Raw genomic sequence first — 21,033 nt, forward strand, 5'->3', positions numbered from 1 at the left:
GCTAAGGCAGAAAGGACATAATATCCTTCCTGTAAGCTAGAAGCTCCTAACAAAAACAACAAATTAAACTTATGAAATAAGGAGACTTCTAGCGGTTTATGAAAACAAAACTTAAAGTGTGCTAAACACGAAATGCCTCCAACGAATGTTGGCGGAACATTATTTATAATTAACGATAAGAATCTAAAGAATTTTCTAGATAGTCGGACGCATACCCACGAAACTATACTGTGTGTGTGTGTGTGTGTGTGTGTGTGTGTGTGTGTGTGTTTACGAAATTATTTGGAACTACCAAATAATTGGAGTGCTTTTTTACACTTTTTTGTATGTAATTGGTATAGTGTCTCATAAACTGAGGGCAAACATATCATCTTTTGTGGAAGTATGCAAGTTTTTGGAAAAAAAGTAATAAATAGGGCATAATTTATATCCACCACTCTATAAAAAACAAAACTAATTTTCTTTTTTGTTTCTAATGGGCTTTCTTTCTTTCCTCGTAAAAAAAGCGTACTTTTGCCTACGGAAATTTGTAAGTGGACTATATGAAAAGATGGTATCTCTATCCTTTTTCCTTAATCTATCATCTAGGGACTTCTGTAAGAAACAAAATGTATGATTGGGGATTGTTGCCTTCTACGAAATTTAATACATCTATTATCAATGTAGGTAACCTCTCCGTAGGTGGTAGCGGGAAATCTCCAATGGTAATGCATATTGCAGAACTCCTTTCAAAAAGTCATCGTACGGGAGTGCTTTCTAGAGGCTATGGACGTACTACCAAAGGCTATGGAGTTGTGAATTACAATAGTAATTATAAAACGGTAGGCGATGAAGCTATGCAACTTTTTGAACGCTTTAAGAATCGTTTTGTAATTGGGGTAAGTGAGGATAGAGTTTTCGGTGCTAAAAAACTTATTTCCGATATGGATTTAGATGTGCTAGTGCTAGATGATGCATTTCAGCACCGCCGAATCAATGCAGGGCTTAACATCTTAATGACCGACTACAACGACCCTTACTTTAAAGACTTTATTCTTCCTGCAGGGAATTTAAGGGAGAGCCGAAACGGAATGAAAAGGGCTCATATCATTGTAGTTTCTAAATGTCCTGCCAATATTACGGAGGAGAAAAAACAATACTATATTTCTAGAATAAGCCCTAAACATTACCAAAAGGTATTTTTCTCCACCATCAATTATGATGAAACGGTGTTCTCCAAAACACAATCTTTACCAGATAATAATTTGGCTTATTACGATATATTGGTGATTACAGGAATTGCCAATCCAACGCCTTTCCTAGAACATCTGAATAGATTTGCTAAGAGAGTAAAGCACCTTAAATTTAAAGACCACCACAGCTTTACAGATGCTGATGTGCAAAAAATAATCTCCGAGTATAAAAAAATGGGAGATTATAAAATGATACTTACCACAGAAAAAGATTTTGTAAGGCTAAAAACTTTTGAATATCTAAGTGATAAATTATATTACTGGCCTATCAATGTAGAAATGGATAAGCTAGAGGAGTTTAACAAAATAATACTGAATTATGTTAGAAAAATTTAAAGAAACAGCAGCGTTCATTAAGAACATTATTGGAGATACACCAGACTTTGCTATCGTGCTAGGCTCTGGATTAGGTAAATTAAAAGACGAAGTAGAGGCAATCCACACTTTGGATTATGCTGACATTCCTAATTTCCCTCAAACTACAGTAGTTGGGCACGGAGGTAGCTTAATCTACGGTATGCTAGAAGGTAAGAAAGTGCTTATGATGAGCGGGAGATTCCACTACTACGAGGGACATTCTATTGAGACGGTAACTTTCCCTTTCCGTGTATTCCACTTATTAGGAATTAAAAATCTAATCGTTTCTAATGCTTCGGGTGGGGTAAATCCTAACTTTAAAGTGGCTGATGTGATGCTGATTAACGACCACATCAATATGATGCCAGAACACCCATTAAGGGGCAAAAATATAGATGAATTAGGACCTCGTTTCGTGGATATGAGTGAGCCTTATAACAGAAAAATGTTAAGCATTGCTGAAGAAGTAGCAAAAGAGAATAACATCACGGTACACCAAGGGGTTTATGTAGCTCTACAAGGACCTACCTTTGAAACACCTGCTGAATACGGGTTAATCCGTGCTATTGGTGGTGATGCTGTGGGTATGAGTACCGTGCCTGAAGTTATTGTAGCAAAACATCAAGGTATGGATGTATTTGGTATTTCTATCATTACCGACTTAGGCGGACCAGAAATTGCGTTCAATGTTTCTCACGAGGAAGTTTTAGAAGCAGCTAACAAGGCTATGCCTAATGTGATTACAATCGTAAAAGGATTGGTAAAGAATTACTAAAAAAATATAAATGATTAGCTAAGAGACTGTACTTGTTGCAGTCTCTTTTTTTATTGATAAAAAGATAATAACAAGTTTTTAACATTGTAGCTTCATAAAACATAAAACCACTATCTTTGCCCTATGGCACAGAAGGAAACATTATCATCTTTAGTCAACGGTAATTTTGCGAAGGAACTCTCTATTTCTCAAGGCAAAATGCCACCCAATGCAGTAGATTTAGAAAGACTGGTTATAGGGGCTTTTCTTATTGATAAAAAAGCTCTTGATAATACTTACGATTTACTCACGCCTGAAGTATTTTACGACCCTAGACATCAGGAGATTTACCGCATCATCATTAAGTTATTTGGCGACAATACACCGATAGACATTTTAACGGTAATCCAAGAGTTAAAGAAGCAAGAAAAACTTAATTTGGCTGGTGGGGACGCTTATATCATAGATTTAACCACAGGCATCAGTTCTTCTGCCCATATAGAATACCACGCGAGAGTTATCCTAGAAAAATACATTTTGAGGTCGCTTATCAACGTATCTGCGAATGTGATAGACAATTCTTACAAAGAATCCACAGATGTATTTGAGCTTTTAGACCGTGCCGAACAATCTTTCTTTGAAATTACCAACGGAACGATAAAAAAAGGCTTTGATACCGCTAGTTCTTTAGTAAGCGAAGCCATTGAAAAAATTAAATCTCTTAAAGATAAAGAAGGGCTTTCGGGTATTCCTTCGGGATTTACCCAACTTGATAAGGAAACAGGAGGTTGGCAAAACTCAGATTTGATTATCATAGCAGCTCGTCCTGGTATGGGTAAAACGGCGTTTATCCTTTCTATGGCTAGAAATATTGCAGTGGAACATCAAATTCCTATTGCTGTATTTTCATTAGAGATGGCATCAGTGCAGCTTATTACCAGAATGATTTCTTCCGAGACAGGGATTTCCTCTGAAAAATTAAGAAAAGGTCAAATGAGTGATGAAGAATGGCAACGCCTCTTTAACAATGTTGCTGCTTTAGAAAACGCTCCACTTTATATAGATGAGACACCTGCTCTCTCCATTTTTGACTTTAGAGCAAAGTGCCGAAGACTTGTAATGCAACACGGCGTGAGAATCATTATGGTGGATTATTTACAGCTGATGACTGCAAACTCTGGAAAGGGTGGTACAAGGGAGCAAGAAATTTCTACCATATCTCGTTCATTAAAAGCCATCGCAAAGGAACTTAATGTGCCTATTATTGCTTTATCACAGCTTTCTAGAACGGTGGAAACTCGCCCTAACAAACGCCCTCAACTTTCTGATTTAAGGGAATCTGGTGCGATAGAGCAAGATGCGGATATTGTATCCTTTATCTTCCGTCCAGAATATTACAAGATAGATTTTTGGGATAACGATGAGGAAGGAGCACAAACCAGTACCACCAACCAAGCCGAGATTATTTTAGCAAAACACCGTAATGGTGCCACGGGCGAAGTAAGGCTTTCTTTCTTTAAGGAAATTGCCAAGTTTGCGGATTTAGATTTATACGGAGGTTACGAAAGTTCTAATTTTGGACAAATGGATAATAATCCTAGCGGATTTGAAAGCATCAAAACCACCATACAACCTAGTGCTGCATTTGATATTCCAGATAATATTTCTGGGTCTTCTATGAATGAGATTGACGATTATGATGATATGCCATTCTAAATGAAGATTGACATCTACACAGACGGAGCCTGTAGCGGAAATCCAGGCAAAGGTGGCTATGGAATTATTATGCGAGTTTCTGGACTGAACTATGAGAAAGCATTTTCGCAAGGGTTTAGAAAAACGACTAATAACCGTATGGAACTATTGGCGGTTATTGTGGCATTAGAAAAACTCAAAAACAACGAAAACGAAGTTCATATCTACACCGATAGCAAGTATGTCGCCGATGCCATTAACCAAAAGTGGCTGTATGGTTGGATAAAAAAAGGATTTAATAAAGTTAAAAATCCTGATTTGTGGCAAAGGTTAGTCCCTTTGATGAGAATGCACAACCCAACTTTCCATTGGATTAAAGGGCATAACGGACACCCCGATAATGAACGTTGCGATAGGCTAGCCGTAGCCGCTGCAAATGCTCCTACACTAGAAATAGACAAGGGCTACGAAGAAAACGCAACCCTTGACTCATTGTTTTAGTATTTTATCCTTTATAATTTAATCTAGCTGAAACTTAACATTAACAAAAGTTTCGTATTTGATTTTATTAAACTCTATATCAATAGGAGCTTCTGAACTAGCATCATAGCTTTCCACTGTCTTTGCAGAACGCATCATCATAGGAGTTACTTGAGGATAGGCATTATTTTCATCGGAAATAAAGATAGCTTTACCTAATTTTTGATTTAAAGTTTTCACCATTCGTTCTGCAGTGAGCTTAGATTTTAAAACGGCTTTACTTTTCAGGGCTAACAAAAGTTCTTCTTCTTTGGTATATTCTAGTTTAGAGATGTTCACATTAGAAATACCTTGCTCTTCTAGTGCCATCAAGACTTTACCCGCCGTAACCGCATTACGAACGATAAGAGAGTAGTTCTTTTGTTTAATAATGTTTTGACCTTTTAGAAAATAAGTTTTAAACCCACTAGATAAACCATTAAGAGATAAATCTTTCTCGGTGTTGATGCCTAGTTTTTTAAGGGCACTTTCCATTCTTTTTTCTTGTTCTTCTACCGATATTTTGTTTTTAGTATCAGCTTCATTGAGGTTGATGTTAATGGTTATTTTATCAGGTATTACCAATGTATCTGCTTTGCCCGAAGTTTCTAAATAAGGCTGGTCTAAAAAGTTCTTCTGCCCAAAAATAAACTGTCCACAAAATAGCATAAGGGTTAAAAATAAATGTTTCATAATTTTGTTTTAGCTCCTCCGTATCAAATAATATGCCGAGGGTTTTCATAAAATCTCTCAATTCATAATTTAATTCAATGTAATAAAAAAAGAGGCTGTTCTCAATATTTTTGAAACCGCCTCTTTTAAGATTTATTTTTTAATAAGTGTTTGCCCAACAAGCATCTGCCCATCTTTTATGATTTTTACAAAATAGCTTCCTGTAGGGAGGTTAGAAAGGCTGAAATCTTTACCTGTTTTTTGAATTACGGTATTCCCTAAGCTGTTTACTACTGTAATGTGATAGGTTTCGCTGGAAGTGCTTTGACTCTGGATTAGATTGTTATCTTCAGGAGATTGTTTCGGACATACTGGCTCCATTATTCTGGCAATGGTATAGTCGTCATTTTGAACTTTTGACACTGTGTAGGTGTACTCGCACATACCAGGAGCGGGTGGAGTTATAGTGGTAGCATAAGTGCTACTGCCACATTTATTTTTAGCGTTTACTTCTAAATCTAAACGCCAGTTGTACCCACGTCCATTTGCAAAGTAAGTATAGCCTGTTCTTATGGCTCCTGTGTCTTTTCTTGTCCAAGTAACATCTGCTGGGGTTAAGCCTTGGTCTTCTAAGGTAGCTTCTTTGTTTAAAGATTCTATACGCTGGATTACATAGTTTGTGCTTCCTTCCTCTGGTTTTATACGTAATTGAGGTTTACCTACCCAGATTTTTTGAGATATTTTTTGTCCACTGGCGAAATTTACATATACATATCCCAATCCATTTTGGACTCCTTTAACTTGCACTGTATTGTCTGCATTGTTACCAACAATCTGCAAATTTGGAGATGTACTCCATATAAATCTACTAGGAAGGCTACACGGGTCTGTAGTATTTATGGATATTTGTGCTGTCTCGTCTAAACAAAGTATTTTTTGTGTAGTAGATAATGCAATCTTAGATAAATCAAGATTAGGAGCTTGGTAATTTCCTTCTATTTCTTTCATAAGCCAATCTACTAATTCATTTGATACGAATACATGCTCCTCATTTGTTTTTGCAATAAAATAGGCATCAAAAGGGATTTCCCGATTGCATAGTAAATTTCTATTGATATCTGCATTCCAATCAAAATTCGGATTTTTGAAGGCTAAAGAGCTCACAGTAGGTATAAACGCATGGTTATGTCTATTTTGTCTCCATTGTACATCTTTTAGACCTCCCTCTCTTAAAGGTTGGTCGAACTCTTGTTGAAATATATCAAATGTTCCAAAAGTTCCTCCTTGCACCACATCCATAGAACCTCTAGGATTAGGATTATTTGTATAAACTTTTTTATCAATTATATTGATACCGCAGGTAAAAGTCATTCTTGTCAATGGAATGCGACACTTCACCGTTTTTGTAAATCTTCCTTCAAAATTAAGTGCAGTATTATTGGGTGCAGGTAGGGCATTATCAACCAAAACTACTGCTTTCAATCTCAATGGACCAAATCCTGCCATTTCTAATAGTGTCTGCCCTTCCGAATTCGTCTTTTGCCCCGTGGTAGCTCCGTTGGCAATAGCTATATTTCTCGTCTGTATAGGAAATCCATTGGAACCTGACACACCATTGTTAGTTAGATTTTGTAGAAATTGTTTACGAAACGGATGATTATTGTTTCTTCCTGAATTACTTGAAAGATAGGTAGGATTAGGATAGCCATCAAGTTGCTCAATAAGCATCTGCCGTGCAGCTGGAGAGAAGAAGTTTTCTTTAAATTTATTAGCTGCTTGTTCAGAGCCTCCAATGGTTCCAAAAAAGAGTAAATTGGCTTGTGCCGAAAGTGGAATATTGGCTCCATGATGAGGACTATCAAAACTTACCCATAGCCGTGTATTGTGGGGAATATTATTTTTCTCCATATAGGCTAAAGCATATCTAGAAATAAGCCCTCCCATACTGGGACCTATTAGTATAATTTTTTCTGAACTCCCGTTTTGTTTTAGTTTATCATTTTCTCTTTTAAGTAGTTCTACCACTGCCATTGCATTTCGTTCTATAAAATCTGCTCCATTAGGAAAATTGACCAAAGTAACATCAAAGCCTTTGTTTTGAAGTTCAGTAACCAAATTTTTTTCATTTCCATTATTTGGAATATTATCAGTGTCGAATGCCATTAATTCATAAAGACTAGATTTGTCTTTCCTCCAATCTTTACTTTCAGGATGAGTTTTTCTACCATCACCAGGGTCGTACCCATCTAAGATAATTACAGGTTTTCTAAGTTTGGGTTTTACAGAGAATTTTTCACCGTTAAATCCTGGGTTAGATACTCTATTGTAATAAGTGGTGTACTCTAATACTCCTGATTTAGCAACAGACTCATTATAACCTCTAAATGGTGTGGTTTGCGTGATACCTCTGCTCCCTGTAAAATCCTCTTTATCAGAATAAAGTCCATTATTAGTATTGGTTGTAATGAGCTTATCTTCAAGTTTTACCTCTATACTTTTACGAAATGTTTTGCTGGTTCCGTCCGCAAATTTTAATTTGAAAGAAATATTTTTGTTACCTCCAGAGGTATAATTTACTATAAAATTTTGTGATTGGGCTACGGTAAGTTGTGAGTTGAGGTTTAAATTTCGTATCACTCCATCGCCCAAGTTTAGTTCTATACTTTCAATGGGAGATAGTGTAGGGTCTTGTGCTATGGTACTGCTTGTGAATACATAGTTTACCTGGGTGCTTGTAATTTCTGAAACTAAAGGGCTTACTAAACTGATTTGAGCTTCCTTAAATGGATTTTTGCCTGGCACATTTCTAAAATAACCATCTTCAAAAACCAAGTTTGGATCTTCATCTGTACCAAAATCAATGTAATTATATTTTAGATTAATTACCCCTATCTGCACTTGATTATCTTGCAGACTGCGTCTAGCGTATTCTTGTAGATGTTCGGGAGAAATAAAATTAGGTTGGTAACTGGCACGGTACATATCACTCCACGACTGGAGAAAATAATCATAAGAAATGCTACTTGGTACCGATGCATTTAGATTTGAAAAAGAAAATACTCGGTCATAGAGAATAGGTGTAGTCATTTGGCTTTTGTCTACATACATCATAAGACTATCCATCTTTTGTGTATAAGTTTTTTCTTGAGCATACAGCATTATACTAAGAAAAAGTGCTGAAAATTTTAAAATTGTTTTCATAGTTTTATTTATTTAGAGTTGCTACATTAATATCAAATCTTCCATCAGTTATATTTATTTTTTCTGAAGGATTATCCTTATTATAAAGGGATGCGGAAAAAGTTCCAGAAATAATAGGGTACGAACTTTTAGTTATATTGATAGTACCTGAATTGGTAGAAGATATATATATATTATTATTATAAGCAACATATAATTGTGATTCTGAACTATTTGAATGTGGCTCAAAAGGTTCTCCATCCGATTGTTCTATATTGTAAATAACTTTATTATCATCTAACTTTCTGATATACATATGTACAAATCCTCCATTTTTATAATTTTTAATATCTAATCTAAAGCTTCCATAAAGCCTTGAGATAGATAAACCATAAGCAGAAGGCCCTCCCAAATTTCGTGTTCCATTTCTAGGGATTAGTACCTTTCCGTTTACTAAACATCCTGCGGTATTGGCTCCGTTTTGAGTAATAGGAGGAAGTTTGTCTTGAGATTCCTCCGTTGTCCGGTCTTTACATGTAGTAAGTAATAAACCTACTGACAAAACTGAAAATTTTAAAATTGTTTTCATAGTTTTATTTATTTAAGGTTTTAGCATTGATATCAAATCTTCCATCGGTAATTTGGATTTTTTCCGAGGGATTGTCTTCATTGTAAAGCGTTGCTGAAAAGGTACCTGAAACTATCGGATAATCGTATTTAGTTATGGTAATTAAACCTGAATTATCAGATGAAAGATATTTTTTATTATCTATTTCATAGAACATTTGGGAGAGAGTTTGAGCTCTCCCTGTACCATCACCATTCGATTGGTTTATAGTAAAGTTTCCTGTTTTATTTTTACTCTGTACATATATATACACGTCTTTTTTCTTCAACATTATACAAATCTATATAATACCCAGGAGTATAATTACTCATGCTAATGGTTAATCCGTAAACAGTAAGGATTGCAGAAACTCCATTTCTAGGGATTAGTACCTTTCCGTTTACTAAACACCCTGCGGTATTGGCTCCGTTTTGAGTAATAGGAGGAAGTTTGTCTTGAGATTCATCCGTTGTCCGGTCTTTACATGTAGTAAGTAATAGGCTTACTGACAAAACTGAAAATTTTAAAATTGTTTTCATATTATGATGTATTTAGGTTATGTGAAATTAAAAAAAAATCTGTAATCACCAAATAATTAAAGCTGATTTTTAGGAAGATAGATTAAAAGGATATTATAGTAAATAGAGGTTAATTGCTCTTTTATCTCCTAAAACCATAAACCTAAAAATCATTATATTTGCGAAAAATACAGCTATGAACCCTTTTATAGAAGAACTTAAATGGCGTGGTTTAGTCCACGATATGATGCCTGGCACAGAAGATTTACTAAACAAAGAAATGACGAAGGCTTATATCGGTTTTGACCCTACAGCCGACTCACTGCATATCGGAAGTTTAATTCCTATTAAAATATTGGCTCATTTTCAGCAACATGGGCACAAGCCTATCGCACTAGTAGGTGGTGCTACGGGAATGATTGGAGACCCTTCTGGAAAGTCTGCAGAAAGAAATCTTTTAGATGAAGCTACATTAAAGCATTATGAAGAATGTATCAAAGGTCAGCTTTCTCGTTTATTAGATTTTGAAAGTGATAGCCCTAACAAAGCAGAACTCGTAAATAATTACGATTGGATGAAATCTATCTCTTTCCTTGAATTTGCTAGAGATATCGGAAAGCACATCACCGTAAATTATATGATGGCAAAAGATTCTGTAAAGAAAAGATTTTCTGGTGATGCAGGTGTTGAAGGTATGAGCTTTACGGAGTTTACTTATCAACTTCTACAAGGGTATGATTTTCTTCATCTTTACCAAAATCAAGGTGTTAAACTTCAGATGGGAGGTTCGGACCAGTGGGGAAATATCACTACGGGTACTGAACTCATTAGAAGAAAAGCACAAGGAGAGGCTTATGCACTTACAGTTCCGCTAATTACAAAGGGTGATGGTACCAAATTCGGAAAGAGTGAAGCTGGTGAAAATATTTGGTTAGATGCTAAAAAGACTTCTCCATATCGTTTTTATCAGTTTTGGCTTAATGCAACTGATGAAGATGCGGAACGCTTTATTAAATTCTATACTTTCCTTAATAAAGAAGAAATAGAAGCCCTTATAAACGAGCATAGAGAAGCTCCTCACGAAAGAAAACTACAAAAGAAACTGGCACAAGAAGTAACCACTTGGGTACACGGAGAAGCAGAGTATCAAAAAGCGGTTAAGGCTTCCGAAATTCTCTTTGGTCGTTCTACAGCAGAGGATTTGGTGGCACTAGATGAGGCCACATTTTTAGATATTTTTGATGGTGTGCCTCAACAGGAATTATCTAGAAAGGAACTTGTTGGAATGAATATTACCGATTTATTAGCGGATTCAGGGTTTTTAAAATCAAAAGGAGAAGCTAAAAGAGAACTAAAAGGAAATGCCATTTCTGTCAATAAATCCAAAGTAAATGAGGAGTTTTGCTTATCTGAAAAGGATTTTATAGATGATAAGTTTATTCTTTTACAAAAGGGCAAAAAGAGTTATTTCATAGTAAAAGCCATTTAATTTTTAAATGATGGATTTGTACCACTTAGTTAGAGAGCCTCAGAATATCACTTCTGAAACTCCAATGCTAGTTCTTCTGCACGGATATGGTAGTAATGAGGAGGATTTGTTTTCATTCGTGCCTAATCTGCCAGAAGATTGGCTTATCGTGAGTTTTAGAGCTCCTAAATCTACACCTTATCAGGGATATGCTTGGTTTGATATTAACCTTATGGACGAAAATAATCTTATAGATGTAGAACAGGCAAAAGTGGCAACGGAAGACCTCTATACCAATATACAGGCTTTAAAACAGCGTTACGGCATTAGTTCTAAAGTACATTTATGTGGGTTTAGTCAGGGCGGTATGTTAAGCTATGCTTTGGCATTTAGATTTCCTTCATTATTTAGTAAAGTGGCTTGTATGAGTTGTTACCCTGAACTAAAATTATTGGAAGGTTATACAAAATCAAAAAAGGAAATAGAACACCTTAGGTTTTTTATTTCGCACGGTACAGATGACGTTATTATTCCTTTGGAATGGGGAAGAAAGGCTGCCGATTTACTCTATGATTTGGGAGCTTACTTTACCTTTAGAGAGTATATGAGTGGACACGGCATCAATCAAAAAAATTATATAGATTTAATGAAATTTATGGGAACACCTTAGGCGTTTCCTTTTTTATTTTTAAATAGAAACCTATTTAAATTCAACTAATTTATCATTAGCTATATCATATTCATAGATTTTTTGTGTTTCAATATCAATATATAGCCATTGTATTATGTTAAACTTATGTTCGAAAGTATATCCAATACCCAAAACTTGATAATCTCTATTGTTTTCTGTTCTGCTTTCAATAGAATATTCTAATTGCTCTTTATTTTGTATAGCTAATTTTATCAGTTCGTTTTTTGTATTTGCGATATAGTATTCTACAGAAAGATATAAGTCATCTAAAGCACTTTGTGTATAACCTTCTTCAGAATAATAATACTTCAATTCTTTTTTATAATCTTTTCTGAATTTAGAAACATTCCCATCTTTAATTTTCTTAATAGAAACTAACCAATTCTCAATTTTTGGTGTTTCCCCTTCACCAGCAATATATATAGTGTCTTTTTCCCATGTAATTTCACACATATCTCCTCTCAATAGATTTCTTTGAGTGTTATTGTCATTTACGAAATCATATTTAACATGACCTTTTTTTGCAGATAACCATGTATAATCTCCATTGTCATTATAATATTCAAACTCAAAAGTGTCTGTATAAAGCTCACTCTTTTTATTAGCTTTATCTGTATTTATTTTTGTCTCTTGAGTCTTATGTTTTTCTTCATTTAAGACCGTTTTGTTATCACAAGATTGTAAAACAAAAAAGAATATTATGAGTTTAAATACAGTCTTCATATATGCTTTTTTATAGATAAAGATGAGTTGGCTTTTTTTAATCAAATTGATTAGGGTGTTGAGTTTTAATATACTCTATACTATCCAATACTTTATTTTTTAAACTTTCTTGATAGTTTTCTAATGAATTAGAAATACTCTCATCCGCCGAACCTAAAATTTTGGCAGCTAATATTCCAGCATTAGTGGCTCCGTTAAGAGCTACCGTTGCTACAGGTATTCCCGAAGGCATTTGTAATATAGATAGCACCGAATCCCAGCCATCAATAGAATTACTGCTGAGTATAGGCACTCCAATTACAGGGAGTGTGGTACAACTCGCTACCATACCAGGGAGGTGAGCCGCTCCACCAGCTCCCGCTATAATAACTTTAAGACCTCTTTCTTTAGCAGTTTTAGCATAATCAAACATTCTTTCTGGAGTTCTGTGTGCAGACACCACCGTAAGCTCATACGGTATCGCCATAGATTGTAAAAAATCTGCTGCTTGTTGCATTATTGGCAAATCGCTTTGGCTGCCCATAATAATTCCTACCATTCTTTATTCTTTTTATATAAAATTAGATTTATTTAGCGCTTACTTTCACTAATGCTTTAATTTCTGTCAATTCTTGTATCAACTGTTCTCTATTATCGGATAAGACATTGATGTGCCCCATTTTTCTACCAGGTTTCGTTTCCTTTTTTCCATAAAGATGAACATAGGCGTTGGGGCGTTTTAGCACTTCCTCCAAACCCTTATAAACTACTGCTCCAGAAGCATTTTCTTCCCCTACTAAATTCAGCATACCCGAAAATCCTCTAGTGGTAACTTCAGCGAGTGGTAAGTTTTTTATTACTCTGTAAAATTGTTCAAACTGTGAGTTGTAATTCCCTTCTTGAGTTTGATGCCCGCTATTATGCAGACGAGGAGCGGTTTCATTTACCCATACTTTCCCTTCTTTATCTAAGAATAATTCTATGGCAAAAAGTCCAGCAGAGTCGGCGGCAGATATAAACTTAGAAACAATAGCATCTATTTGTAATTGAGTATCTTCTGATATAAAAGCAGGACAGATGTTAAAATCTAAAAGGTTGAGCTTAGGGTCTGCCACCATTTCCGTTACTGGGAAAGTTTTTATTTCTCCGTTTTCGTTTTTAGCAACGATGACTGAAAGCTCTTTATCAATATCTACCAATTTTTCTAAAACAGAAGGTGCGTCCCAAAGTTTAATTAAATCGTTCTCATTTTTAATGACTTGTACTCCTTTACCATCGTAACCTCCTTTGTCCAATTTCTGAACAAAAGGAAATGGAAAATCCACTTCCAAAGCATTCTGAATGATTTGAAAATCAGGTGTTGGAATTTGATATTTTTGGTAAAATAATTTTTGAAGCGTTTTATGTTGTATAATTTTAATAATGCTAGAGCTGGGAACAACTTTAACGCCTTGCTGCTCCAATTGTTCTAACGCCTCTGTATTGATATGTTCTATCTCTATGGTAACAATATCTTTATCTTTACCAAAATTGAATACGGCTTCGTAATCATTAAAATCCCCTTGTGTAAGATTTGAAATAGACGCACAAGAACATTCAAGGCTAGGGTCTAGGGTATAAAAATCGTCATCATATTTCAGAGCTTCTTGTATCAACATTCTTCCTAGCTGCCCGCCTCCCAAAATTCCTATTTTCATTTTATTACTTTTATTATAATTTATTTGGATATTTTACTTTTCGTAGAATTCTATTGGAAGCCCATCTGGGTCTTGTGTGAAAAAGAACTTTTTATTCGTCCATTCATCTACCCGAATAGCTTCACAACTGATATTTAATTTTAGTAATTTTTCTCTTTGCTCCTCCACAGAGTCCACAGAAAAAGCCAAATGTCTTAATCCACACGCTTCTGGTCTGGTAAGTCTTTTAGGAGGATTAGGGAATGAAAAAAGTTCAATAACATAATCACTACCAATGCCTAAATCTAGTTTGTAAGAGCTTCTTTCTTCTCTGTACACTTCTCGTAGAATATTTAACCCTAAAACTTCGGTATAAAAAGATTTTGAAACCGAATAATCAGAGCAAATAATGGCAATGTGATGAAGTTTCATTTAATTTTTAAATATTTAAAAATCTATACTGTCTTTTACTACTTTTCCATTTTGGGTATGAGGTAATAATTCTTTTTCAATAAAAGCAGTTATTTTTTCGGTCTCTTGATTTTCAGGGAAAAGCAAATGCACATTAGCACCAGCGTCTAGGGTAAAGAATAACGGCAATCCTGTTGATTTTCTAAATTCCCAAATTTTATTGATAACCTCTAAAGTACCTGTTTTCATAAGGATAAATGCAGGCTCACTCATCATCATCATAGCGTGTAATGTAAGGGCTTCGTGCTCTACTAAGGTAATGAATTTTTCTAAATCTCCAAACTTTAAAATCTCTTTCAGAGGAATAAAATTCTCTCTAGCTTCCTGAAAGCGTCTTTCAGCATAAGGATTGGTGTTCATCAGCCCGTGCCCTACGGTAGAGGATACGCTTTTTTGTCCTTCGTGAATAAGTAATACCCAATCGTTAAACTTTCTGAACACTTCAGCAACTTCTTCCGTAGGATAGGGTACAGCAAATAAGTCAGAGCTGCCCTCCACTTCTGGTATTTCGCCCCAAACCACTAAACCATTGTACAAACTTCTACAAGCACTTCCGCTTCCTAATCTAGCTAAAAAACTGGCTTTTTTCAACCTAAAATCGTGGGTTGTAGTTTCCTTAGAAAAAGCCTCATCTATCTTCATTAGACATTTGGCTATCGCTCCAAACCCCGATGCCGAACTGGCGATTCCTGAACTATGAGGAAAAGTGTTTTCAGTTCTAATTTCGTAGCTTCCGCTAAGAATCCAAGGGAGATAAGGCTCAATAGTTTTAAAATATTTTTCTATTTTAGATGAAAATTGAGTTTCTTCCTTTCCTGCCAAGTAAGTCTTTACTCCAAAAGGTTCATTAGCATTAAAAACGATATTGGTAGTTGTTTTAGCATTATTCAGTGTAAAACTGATGCTAGGGTTAGCAGGTATTTGTTGTGCATACTTTCCCCAATATTTTATCAAAGCAATATTGGACGGACAAGTCTCGGAAACTTGTATATTTTTAGCCTCAAAATTTGGCGTTCCTAAAAATTGTTCTAACATAAAATTTAATTATTAAAGTTAAAATACTTTAAAAATTAAGCATACAACTGCTCTATTAAGTTACTGTATTTAGACATTACTACATTTCTTTTAACTTTAAGCGTTGGAGTAATCTCTCCTGTATGAATTTCAAACTCACTAGGAAGTAATACAAATTTTTTAACTCTCTCAAATGCAGATAATTCTTTCTGAATATCATGTAATATATCATGATAAAACTGAGTTATTTTTTCAGAAGAGACAATTTCATTCCAATCAGTCATAGACAACTTCATGGCTTTTACCTTCTCTTTCAATGCTTCAAAGTTAGGAACTATAACTGCCGTTACAAAAGGTCTGCCTTCTGCCACTACCATAGCTTGTTGTATATAGTTGCTGTTGGTTAATATATTTTCTATGACCTGTGGTGTAATATATTTACCATTGGAAGTTTTCATTAAATCTTTGATACGGTCGGTAATTTTTAAAGTACCATTCTCTATAATTCCAGCATCTCCTGTTCGGAACCAACCGTCCTCAGTAAAGGCTTTGGCTGTTTCTTCTGGAAGGTTATAGTATCCTTTCATCACACCACTACCTTTAACTAAAATTTCGTTGTTTTCACCTATTTTTATTTGTGTGTCACCTATCGGGATACCTGCAGTTTCGTACTCGTAATTGTACGCAGGGAAACAGGTTAAAGTAGCTGTAGTTTCAGTAAGACCGTAGCCCACGGTAATATGGACTCCCATAGCATCAAAAAATTTAAGAATATCAGGAGATATAGAAGCACCACCGCAAGGCATAAACCAAAGATTACCACCTAACTTTTGTTTTATTTTACTAAATACCAGTTTATTAGCTATTTTATTTTTAAGTTCCAATCCAAATGGTACGGATTTCCCTTGTCGTCTGTACTCACTACATTGCGTGCCTGTATTGAGTGCCCAGTCAAAAATTTTCTTTTTAGTAGGAGAGCCTTTCTCCACCATTTCTCTGAGAGCCCCATAAATTTTCTGATAAAACCTAGGCACAGCACACATCATTGTTGGTTTTACTTCTTCTAGGGCGTGAGCTATTAGTTTTGTATTTTCTAAAAAAGAAACTTTAGCTCCTCTGCTTAAACAATATAAAGTCCAACTTCTTTCAAAAATGTGGCTCAGTGGTAAAAAAGCTAAAGAAGTCTCATTTTCAAAATTTTTGAATTTAAAAAAATCAGTGTGAGCATGAAAACAATCTATTAAGTTTCCGTGAGTAAGCATTACTCCTTTAGGTGTACCTGAAGTACCTGAAGTGTAAAGTATTGTAGAGAGGTCACTTTTATCTCTTGAGCAAACTTCAAAATCTTCGCTTCCTTTTTGAGTTAAATTTTCTAAATGAATACTATTAGTATGTCTTAATACTATGTGTTTTTTTGCTGCCACGATAAATTTCAAAGAAGACACTTCGTTCATTATCTCAGAACAAATATCATACTGCTCTTGATTCCCAACTAGCACTACTGAGGCTTCAGAATCTTGTAAGCAATATTGTACTTGCTGCTTTCCGTTGGTACTATAGATGGGCACACTTATGGCACCTAAGGATAAAACCGCCAAATCGAAGATAATCCACTCTGCTGAATTATCGGAATAAATAGCAACTTTAGAACCTTCTTTCACCTCTTTCTCTTTAAGGGCATTAGCGGTTTTAAAGATGGTTCTTTTAAACATAGTCCAACTAAGCGATTTCCATTCATCATATTTCTTAAAACCAATAGCAGGTTTAGAGAGATATTTCTCAGCATTAACACTTACAAATGCAGCTAAATTCATTTAAAATTAAGTTTAAAATTGTATATTCAAAATAAGTGCCTAAAGGTAGGCATTTTTTTCGAAAAATAAATCTTGCAAATATTGATTTATTGATGTAACAAACTCATCATACTTAAAAAAATAGGATTAAGAACATCACAACTATACACTTGTCAATCAATAGTTTAAATTTACAATGATTTTATTTTAAATATTAGATTAAACAAAGCATCAATTTATCCTCAATTTTGGAATAATAATTGTTTACTTTGCACTACAATAATTTATCAAAACAACACCTATGAAAATTAAAACTTTATTAGGAGCGAGTGTCTTAACTTTAGGATTAGTAGCATGTGCTACCAATCCTCTTACAGGAAGAAAATCTTTCCAATTTATGGATAATAGTCAACTGGCTAGCATGTCGTTAGAACAATACCAATCTACATTATCAAAAGCCAAAGTTATATCAGGAACTACAGAGGCCAGACAAGTAAAAAATGTGGGATTAAGAATTAAAAATGCTGCAGAGAATTATTATCGCTCAATCGGAAGAGAGGGAGACTTAGCATCGTATCAGTGGGAGTTTAATCTACTTGACGATCAACAACTAAATGCTTGGTGTATGCCTGGTGGAAAGGTAGCTTTCTACACTGGAATAATGCCTGTATGTAAAAACGAAACAGGGGTAGCAGTAGTTATGGGGCACGAGGTTGCTCATGCATTAGCTGGACATGGTAACGAAAGAATATCGTCAGCAATGGTAGCACAAGGGCTAGGCATGGTAGCTGGAGCTAGCATAAAAAATCAAGCTTTAAGACAAGTATTCTCAGTAGCTTATCCTCTAGGCTCTCAAGCAGCACAGCTTGCTTATGGAAGAAAACAGGAATTAGAAGCTGACGAGATGGGCTTATACATTATGGCTATGGCTGGTTATGACCCTAGAGAGGCCCAACCTTTTTGGCAAAGAATGGAGTCTGCATCTGGAGGAAGTGCATCTAGACAGCCAGAGTTTCTATCTACCCACCCAAATCCTGAACACAGAAGAGCTGATATACAGCTACATTTACCTAAAGCGTTAGAATACTATAAAGCTGCAGGAGGTAAAATATAGTTATTCGAGTTAATTTTCTTATCTTTGGGAAGTAAATAAATTCACTTTGATTATGAAAAGTTTAACAACTGTAGGAATTATACTTTTAGCTATTGCTGCTCTTTTATTTTATTTCACAACTGACTTTAAAATAGAACTTTCTCATCTTATAGGAGTTATGGGTGGTATCGGTATCGGTCTCATTATTGGTGGAGCTATAGGATACATTAGCAAAGGTAGTGCAGTGAGAGAAGCAGCTAAAAGAAAAGAATTTGAACGACTACAAAAAGAGAAAATTGAAATAGAAAGACAAGCTGCAGAATTAGCAGCACAACAAAATACTTATAACAAAAATACTCAGAGTTAATCTCTGAGTATTTTTTTGTTTCTTATTAAAAAAATAAAAAGCGTGTATTAAAACTGATAACCTAAACCTACGATAAAGAAGCTAGGACGGTTGTCGTATCTTACCACTTCATCTGTACTACTAGATACTGTTCTTATAAAATCTCTTTGGTCTTTAGAGAAAGCTCCTTCGTAACGAGCATTGAAAACAAAATCTGATACTCTTACATTAGCACCTATCTGATAGCCTACTGTAAAGGTTTTAGAAATATTTTCTTTAAAATCTTTAAAGGTTTGCTCTGAAGTTAAGTTATAAGAAGCTACAGGTCCTGTAAATAAGCTTAGTTTTTCGCCCAAAATGTTATAACCTACTAGAACAGGAACATCTAGTCTATCACTTTTAGCTTTTAATTCTAAATCTCCTAAAGATGTTTTGCTACCAAATTGTGTATAGTAAACCTCTGGCATTAAAAATAATGAAGTAATAGGTAAATTAATTTTAGCAGATAAACCAATATTAAAACCTGTAATGTTATTACCTTTAGTATTTAATGATTCAGAAATGTTATCCTTTAAATCTGACCAGCTTGGAGAACTAGCGTTAAGTAATGCGTTAGCTCTTACCCCAAAACTCACTTGCCCCATCATCAAAGATGAAGCTGCAATAGCTAAACCTACGAATACTTTTTTCATAATGTTTTATTTTTTATAAATTAGTTTGATTATTTCTTAACATTGTTTCCCTTACTTGCTTAAACAAAGCTGAAGAATAGACAAAGTCTATCAAATGTTCATTTTCTGCCTTAACAATAAGGTCTTTGTTTCCTTCCCACTCTTTAACACCTTTTCTTAAATAAACTATTTTCTCACCTATGGTAAGTACGGAGTTCATATCGTGAGTGTTAATAATCGTCGTCGTATTATATTCCTCTGTAATTTCTTTTATAAGCTCATCTATTACAATGGCTGTGTTAGGGTCTAAACCGGAGTTCGGTTCGTCACAAAAGAGATATTTTGGATTGTTTACAATTGCTCTAGCGATTGCCACTCGTTTTTGCATTCCGCCTGATATTTCGGAAGGAAATTTAGTGTTAGCATTTTCTAAATGAACCCTTCCAATTACTTCTTTTACTCTTTTTCTTTTTTCGGTATAAGTAAGATTAGTAAACATATCCAAAGGAAAAGATATATTTTCTTCTACCGTCATAGAGTCAAATAAAGCACTCCCTTGAAATACAGTACCTATCTCAGAACGAATTTCTTGTTTTTCCGTTCGTCCCATAATGCTTAGATTCCTTCCATCAAATAAAATATCTCCGGAAGAAGGATCAAAAACATTGAGTAAACACTTCAAAAACACTGTTTTACCAGAACCCGATTGACCAATGACAAGGTTTATTTTTCCTGTTTCAAAAGTAGTAGTAATCCCTTTGAGAACCTCTACATCATTAAAACTTTTTCTTAAATCTTTAACTTCAATCATTAGCTTAAAAATAATTGGGTTGATACAAGTTCGGCAATAATAATTGCCACCATAGTCCAAACTACCGCTTGGGTACTAGCTCTACCTACTTCTAAAGAGCCTCCCTTTACATTATAACCAAAATAAGCTGGAATTGTAGCAATAAGAAACGCAAACACCACCGTTTTAAAAAAGGCATACCATATAAAATAGTCTGGGATATATCTTTGTATACCTGTAATATAGTCGGCTTCTGTCCAATTACCTGTGGCAACTCCGGCTAAATAACCTCCATAAATACCGAAAACAATACTAATGGCTATGAGTAACGGATTAAAAATAACATTGGCTACTATCTTTGGAAGAATCAAAAAGTTAGGGGAATTAACACCCATAATATCTAAAGCATCTATCTGCTCCGTTACTCTCATCGTTCCTATACTAGACGCTATATAAGACCCTACTTTACCTGCCAAAATAAGGCTAATAATAGTAGGCGAAAACTCTAAAATAAGCACCACCTTAGTAGCATAACCTATGAAGTACAGTGGAATGGGAATGGTAGACGCCTTAAAGTTATTATACATCTGTATTGCGACTACGGCTCCCACAAATATGGAAGTAAATAATACCAAACCAAAGGAGTTAACGCCTAAATCGTTAATCTCTCTCATCAAGAGTTTAAAAAAAATATTATGCTTCTGTGGGCGTTTTATTACTTTTCCTAGTAACAAAACATATTCTCCCACAGAGGTAAGCATTCTTTTTGACAACTTTAACATTT

Annotated in this window: 22 protein-coding genes; 8 read left to right on the plus strand and 14 right to left on the minus strand. The window is 34.9% G+C overall.

Features of this window, described 5'->3' with window-relative positions; all coding sequences use genetic code 11:
* The first annotated feature begins 542 nt into the window (after positions 1 to 542).
* The 4 genes from lpxK to rnhA all read left to right on the plus strand — a co-directional run bounded on the left by lpxK (position 543) and on the right by rnhA (position 4,539).
* Positions 543 to 1,568 (plus strand): tetraacyldisaccharide 4'-kinase, encoded by a 1,026-nt coding sequence (gene lpxK / locus GXW81_RS07825; RefSeq protein ID WP_154137179.1) that lies wholly within the window; start codon positions 543 to 545, stop codon positions 1,566 to 1,568.
* Positions 1,552 to 2,364: a purine-nucleoside phosphorylase gene (locus GXW81_RS07830; RefSeq protein ID WP_161531867.1), complete on the plus strand. Its 813-nt coding sequence runs from the start codon at positions 1,552 to 1,554 to the stop codon at positions 2,362 to 2,364. The genes lpxK and GXW81_RS07830 overlap by 17 nt, the downstream gene beginning before the upstream one ends.
* A gap of 123 nt (positions 2,365 to 2,487) precedes the next feature.
* Positions 2,488 to 4,059, plus strand: coding sequence for a replicative DNA helicase (gene dnaB / locus GXW81_RS07835; protein WP_004918470.1), 1,572 nt, complete (start codon positions 2,488 to 2,490; stop codon positions 4,057 to 4,059).
* Positions 4,060 to 4,539, plus strand: a complete 480-nt coding sequence (gene rnhA / locus GXW81_RS07840; RefSeq protein ID WP_014938160.1) for a ribonuclease HI — start codon at positions 4,060 to 4,062, stop codon at positions 4,537 to 4,539.
* Between the two features lie 18 nt (positions 4,540 to 4,557).
* Here the strand turns inward: rnhA and GXW81_RS07845 are convergent, their stop codons facing one another.
* The 5 genes from GXW81_RS07845 to GXW81_RS10355 form a co-directional block, all read right to left on the minus strand.
* Complete coding sequence (locus GXW81_RS07845) at positions 4,558 to 5,250, minus strand: SIMPL domain-containing protein (RefSeq protein ID WP_161531868.1); 693 nt, start codon at positions 5,248 to 5,250, stop codon at positions 4,558 to 4,560.
* A 132-nt stretch (positions 5,251 to 5,382) separates the two neighbouring features.
* Entirely contained in the window at positions 5,383 to 8,430 is a 3,048-nt protein-coding gene (locus GXW81_RS07850) for a T9SS type A sorting domain-containing protein (protein ID WP_161531869.1), read from the minus strand.
* 4 nt (positions 8,431 to 8,434) lie between these two features.
* Positions 8,435 to 8,971, minus strand: coding sequence for a DUF5025 domain-containing protein (locus tag GXW81_RS07855; RefSeq protein WP_260393577.1), 537 nt, complete (start codon positions 8,969 to 8,971; stop codon positions 8,435 to 8,437).
* Between the two features lie 31 nt (positions 8,972 to 9,002).
* Positions 9,003 to 9,308 carry a DUF5025 domain-containing protein gene (locus GXW81_RS07860; protein WP_161531871.1) on the minus strand — a complete coding sequence of 102 codons (306 nt, stop codon included), beginning with the start codon at positions 9,306 to 9,308 and terminating at the stop codon, positions 9,003 to 9,005.
* A complete protein-coding gene (locus GXW81_RS10355) occupies positions 9,268 to 9,555 on the minus strand; it encodes a hypothetical protein (RefSeq protein ID WP_185153018.1) in 288 nt (95 codons plus the stop codon). The genes GXW81_RS07860 and GXW81_RS10355 overlap by 41 nt, the downstream gene beginning before the upstream one ends.
* 175 nt (positions 9,556 to 9,730) lie before the next feature.
* Here GXW81_RS10355 and tyrS point away from each other — a divergent pair, with 175 nt between their 5' ends.
* The gene (gene tyrS / locus GXW81_RS07865; protein ID WP_161531872.1) at positions 9,731 to 11,023 is read left to right on the plus strand and encodes a tyrosine--tRNA ligase; all 1,293 of its coding nucleotides are present in this window, start codon (positions 9,731 to 9,733) and stop codon (positions 11,021 to 11,023) included.
* 7 nt (positions 11,024 to 11,030) lie between these two features.
* A complete protein-coding gene (locus GXW81_RS07870) occupies positions 11,031 to 11,672 on the plus strand; it encodes an alpha/beta hydrolase (protein ID WP_161531873.1) in 642 nt (213 codons plus the stop codon).
* 30 nt (positions 11,673 to 11,702) lie between these two features.
* Here GXW81_RS07870 and GXW81_RS07875 read toward each other — a convergent pair whose 3' ends face one another.
* Genes GXW81_RS07875 through GXW81_RS07900 form a run of 6 tightly spaced genes read right to left on the minus strand, consistent with a single transcriptional unit; the run spans position 11,703 to position 17,370 of the window.
* Positions 11,703 to 12,416 (minus strand): hypothetical protein, encoded by a 714-nt coding sequence (locus tag GXW81_RS07875; RefSeq protein ID WP_161531874.1) that lies wholly within the window; start codon positions 12,414 to 12,416, stop codon positions 11,703 to 11,705.
* A 37-nt stretch (positions 12,417 to 12,453) separates the two neighbouring features.
* On the minus strand, positions 12,454 to 12,954 hold the full coding sequence (gene purE / locus GXW81_RS07880) for a 5-(carboxyamino)imidazole ribonucleotide mutase (RefSeq protein ID WP_004918743.1): 501 nt from the start codon (positions 12,952 to 12,954) through the stop codon (positions 12,454 to 12,456).
* A 28-nt stretch (positions 12,955 to 12,982) separates the two neighbouring features.
* On the minus strand, positions 12,983 to 14,092 hold the full coding sequence (locus GXW81_RS07885; RefSeq protein WP_161531875.1) for a 5-(carboxyamino)imidazole ribonucleotide synthase: 1,110 nt from the start codon (positions 14,090 to 14,092) through the stop codon (positions 12,983 to 12,985).
* 33 nt (positions 14,093 to 14,125) lie between these two features.
* Positions 14,126 to 14,503: a VOC family protein gene (locus GXW81_RS07890; protein ID WP_161531876.1), complete on the minus strand. Its 378-nt coding sequence runs from the start codon at positions 14,501 to 14,503 to the stop codon at positions 14,126 to 14,128.
* Positions 14,504 to 14,518: 15 nt separating this feature from the next.
* Positions 14,519 to 15,577, minus strand: a complete 1,059-nt coding sequence (locus GXW81_RS07895) for a diphosphomevalonate/mevalonate 3,5-bisphosphate decarboxylase family protein (RefSeq protein ID WP_161531877.1) — start codon at positions 15,575 to 15,577, stop codon at positions 14,519 to 14,521.
* A 35-nt stretch (positions 15,578 to 15,612) separates the two neighbouring features.
* Positions 15,613 to 17,370, minus strand: coding sequence for a long-chain fatty acid--CoA ligase (locus GXW81_RS07900; protein WP_161531878.1), 1,758 nt, complete (start codon positions 17,368 to 17,370; stop codon positions 15,613 to 15,615).
* 280 nt (positions 17,371 to 17,650) lie between these two features.
* Between GXW81_RS07900 and GXW81_RS07905 the strand changes: the two genes are divergently transcribed.
* Positions 17,651 to 18,463 carry a M48 family metallopeptidase gene (locus GXW81_RS07905; protein WP_161531879.1) on the plus strand — a complete coding sequence of 271 codons (813 nt, stop codon included), beginning with the start codon at positions 17,651 to 17,653 and terminating at the stop codon, positions 18,461 to 18,463.
* Between the two features lie 52 nt (positions 18,464 to 18,515).
* Positions 18,516 to 18,809: a hypothetical protein gene (locus GXW81_RS07910; RefSeq protein WP_161531880.1), complete on the plus strand. Its 294-nt coding sequence runs from the start codon at positions 18,516 to 18,518 to the stop codon at positions 18,807 to 18,809.
* Positions 18,810 to 18,856: 47 nt separating this feature from the next.
* On the opposite strand, the gene GXW81_RS07915 is transcribed toward GXW81_RS07910, so the two are convergent.
* The 3 genes from GXW81_RS07915 to GXW81_RS07925 are packed head-to-tail and all read right to left on the minus strand — an operon-like array spanning position 18,857 to position 21,031.
* On the minus strand, positions 18,857 to 19,480 hold the full coding sequence (locus GXW81_RS07915; RefSeq protein WP_154137193.1) for an outer membrane beta-barrel protein: 624 nt from the start codon (positions 19,478 to 19,480) through the stop codon (positions 18,857 to 18,859).
* 13 nt (positions 19,481 to 19,493) lie between these two features.
* A complete protein-coding gene (locus tag GXW81_RS07920; RefSeq protein WP_153929437.1) occupies positions 19,494 to 20,270 on the minus strand; it encodes an ABC transporter ATP-binding protein in 777 nt (258 codons plus the stop codon).
* On the minus strand, positions 20,270 to 21,031 hold the full coding sequence (locus GXW81_RS07925; RefSeq protein WP_013446861.1) for an ABC transporter permease: 762 nt from the start codon (positions 21,029 to 21,031) through the stop codon (positions 20,270 to 20,272). Before GXW81_RS07925 ends, GXW81_RS07920 begins: the two co-directional genes overlap by 1 nt.
* Positions 21,032 to 21,033: the final 2 nt, after the last annotated feature.

Origin of the sequence: Riemerella anatipestifer, from assembly GCF_009932355.1 — a bacterium.
Lineage (GTDB): Bacteria > Bacteroidota > Bacteroidia > Flavobacteriales > Weeksellaceae > Riemerella > Riemerella anatipestifer_E.

Bases quoted from the DNA above. Each gene is read 5' to 3' on its own strand.
- GXW81_RS07850 (WP_161531869.1), bottom strand. From the start codon at position 8,430: ATGAAAACAATTTTAAAATTTTCAGCACTTTTTCTTAGTATAATGCTG.
- GXW81_RS07870 (WP_161531873.1), top strand. From the start codon at position 11,031: ATGATGGATTTGTACCACTTAGTTAGAGAGCCTCAGAATATCACTTCT.
- GXW81_RS07830 (WP_161531867.1), top strand. From the start codon at position 1,552: ATGTTAGAAAAATTTAAAGAAACAGCAGCGTTCATTAAGAACATTATT.
- GXW81_RS07895 (WP_161531877.1), bottom strand. From the start codon at position 15,577: ATGTTAGAACAATTTTTAGGAACGCCAAATTTTGAGGCTAAAAATATA.
- GXW81_RS07890 (WP_161531876.1), bottom strand. From the start codon at position 14,503: ATGAAACTTCATCACATTGCCATTATTTGCTCTGATTATTCGGTTTCA.
- GXW81_RS07905 (WP_161531879.1), top strand. From the start codon at position 17,651: ATGAAAATTAAAACTTTATTAGGAGCGAGTGTCTTAACTTTAGGATTA.
- GXW81_RS07920 (WP_153929437.1), bottom strand. From the start codon at position 20,270: ATGATTGAAGTTAAAGATTTAAGAAAAAGTTTTAATGATGTAGAGGTT.
- GXW81_RS07885 (WP_161531875.1), bottom strand. From the start codon at position 14,092: ATGAAAATAGGAATTTTGGGAGGCGGGCAGCTAGGAAGAATGTTGATA.
- GXW81_RS10355 (WP_185153018.1), bottom strand. From the start codon at position 9,555: ATGAAAACAATTTTAAAATTTTCAGTTTTGTCAGTAAGCCTATTACTT.
- GXW81_RS07875 (WP_161531874.1), bottom strand. From the start codon at position 12,416: ATGAAGACTGTATTTAAACTCATAATATTCTTTTTTGTTTTACAATCT.
- GXW81_RS07915 (WP_154137193.1), bottom strand. From the start codon at position 19,480: ATGAAAAAAGTATTCGTAGGTTTAGCTATTGCAGCTTCATCTTTGATG.
- purE (WP_004918743.1), bottom strand. From the start codon at position 12,954: ATGGTAGGAATTATTATGGGCAGCCAAAGCGATTTGCCAATAATGCAA.
- GXW81_RS07900 (WP_161531878.1), bottom strand. From the start codon at position 17,370: ATGAATTTAGCTGCATTTGTAAGTGTTAATGCTGAGAAATATCTCTCT.
- rnhA (WP_014938160.1), top strand. From the start codon at position 4,060: ATGAAGATTGACATCTACACAGACGGAGCCTGTAGCGGAAATCCAGGC.
- GXW81_RS07910 (WP_161531880.1), top strand. From the start codon at position 18,516: ATGAAAAGTTTAACAACTGTAGGAATTATACTTTTAGCTATTGCTGCT.
- dnaB (WP_004918470.1), top strand. From the start codon at position 2,488: ATGGCACAGAAGGAAACATTATCATCTTTAGTCAACGGTAATTTTGCG.
- GXW81_RS07845 (WP_161531868.1), bottom strand. From the start codon at position 5,250: ATGAAACATTTATTTTTAACCCTTATGCTATTTTGTGGACAGTTTATT.
- GXW81_RS07925 (WP_013446861.1), bottom strand. From the start codon at position 21,031: ATGTTAAAGTTGTCAAAAAGAATGCTTACCTCTGTGGGAGAATATGTT.
- lpxK (WP_154137179.1), top strand. From the start codon at position 543: ATGAAAAGATGGTATCTCTATCCTTTTTCCTTAATCTATCATCTAGGG.
- GXW81_RS07860 (WP_161531871.1), bottom strand. From the start codon at position 9,308: ATGTTGAAGAAAAAAGACGTGTATATATATGTACAGAGTAAAAATAAA.
- tyrS (WP_161531872.1), top strand. From the start codon at position 9,731: ATGAACCCTTTTATAGAAGAACTTAAATGGCGTGGTTTAGTCCACGAT.